Annotated in this window: 1 protein-coding gene; it reads right to left on the reverse strand. The window is 39.4% G+C overall.

The window, feature by feature from the left end; genetic code table 11:
* Nucleotides 1–205 precede the first annotated feature (205 nt).
* Nucleotides 206–1,968: T9SS type B sorting domain-containing protein (locus tag NAT50_RS12275; protein WP_250593520.1), on the reverse strand; the 1,763-nt coding region annotated here is incomplete at its 5' end.

A 1,968-nucleotide genomic window follows, 5' to 3' on the forward strand; every position in this document is an offset into this window, starting at 1 on the left:
GGAACTAGCATGCTGAACAGTCTTAATTGACCAATGACAAAATTTAGCTTTTATCTTTCTCTTTCTTCTGTTGAAATAAATTTATAAAATTTTCAAAGAACTTCCTTTTACAAACATAGGATGACAAGGAAGAGCATGAGGGAACATAAAAAAATCCCTAAAGAAAATTCTATTAGGGATTTAGTATCTATTGATGATTTAGTCTTTATCGTTTAAGGGCAAAATGGGCTCTAAATTGTTTTTTCGCACCGTTCTCCTCATAATCTACCGTAAACCAATAATCGGTAGAAGGCAATGGTTGTTGGTTATAAGTTCCATCCCATTTTTCTTCTCCTTTTAATTGTTTGATAAGTTTACCAAAACGATCAAAAATATAAATCACATCCGTGTTTTGTAATCCTGCAATAAACCATTTGTCGTGATAACCGTCACCGTTTGGTGTAAAGAATTTCGGATATTCAATAACCAATACATCTTTCGTTAGATAACTACATTGCTGCGCATCGATTACTGTAACTGTATGTGTTCCCGAACTTACGTTGGTAAATACATTGGACGATTGGAAAACGCCTCCATCCAATTGGTAAAAATACGTACCTGTTCCTCCTATTACAGTTACTGTTAAAGTGGCATTACCACTAAAGTAATTGCTTTGTGTAATTGTTAATCCCGTCGCTGGCATGGTAGCGCCAACAGTTGCTGTAACCAATGGAGAAGTACATCCTGTTACGGTATTGACAGCAACTACTCCATAAGTACCCACTGCGGTAGCAGTATAAGTAGCCGTATTTGAATTAGCGATAGGATTATTGTTAAAATACCAAACAAAATCATGCATAGCCTCATCTAATTTAGCATCTAAAATATAAGAACCTGTAGCTACACCAGAGCTATTCACACAAATTGAACCCTCTGTTGGTCTAGGATCCGGCAAGGCATTAACTCTGATTGTTCCGTTTAGAGTTACGGATCCACAGGAACCTCCAGTCGTTGTAATGGAATAAGTATAAGGCGTTGCACTCGCCGTTGTTGGTGTACCGTTAATAGTAACTGTGTTTCCAGAAGTAGTGGCTGTTACTCCAGCGGGTAATCCTGTTACATTGGCACCTGTTGCTACACCACCAAAGGTATACGTTATTGTATTGATAGCTGTGTTAACACATACCGATTGGTTATTAGAGCCTGCTGTTGAAGTAAGTACTAAAGTAGGATTAGTATTTACACTGATACTACCATTTAATGAAGCACTTCCACAAACGCCACCTAAAGTTGAAATTACATAATTAGATGTTAATGCTGTGGTAGTACTTGGTGTTCCGCTAATGGTCACTGTATTTCCTGAAGTAGTATAGGTTACTCCTGCCGGTAATCCTGTCACATTGGCTCCAGTAGCATCTCCACTGAACGTATAGGTAATCGGTGTAATAGCGGTACCGACACAAATCGTTTGATTGTTGGTTCCTGCTGCTGAAGTCAAAGTCAGCGTTGGACTAGTACAGGTTGTTGTACAACTTACTGTTTGAGGAGGCACACAAGAAACACCATTGGCTGTCAGGGTAAAAGTTACTGTTTGTCCTAAAGTCAATCCAGTTACTGTAAAATTAGAAGGAGAAATATGTGTTCCAGTAATGGGTGCTCCTCCATCGATAGTATAACTATAAGTGAAACTTGTCTGACCCACATTACTAAAATCGAAAGCTAATGAAGATGAGGTTGAATTGGCAGCATCACAGATTAGATTAAGAGACATTGCCGTATTCACTGCGATGGTTCCACTCATTGAAACCGTGCCACAAGTACCCCCTACCGTAGTTACGGTATAAGTAAACGGAGAACCTGTGGTAGTCGTTGGCGTACCGCTGATGGTCACCACATTTCCTAGAATGGAATACGAAACACCCTCAGGTAAACCCGTTACGTTTGCACTGGTAGCGCCACCTCCAAAAGTATATTGGATATTTGCAATAG

Origin of the sequence: Flavobacterium luminosum (genome assembly GCF_023635005.1) — a bacterium.
Lineage (GTDB): Bacteria > Bacteroidota > Bacteroidia > Flavobacteriales > Flavobacteriaceae > Flavobacterium > Flavobacterium luminosum.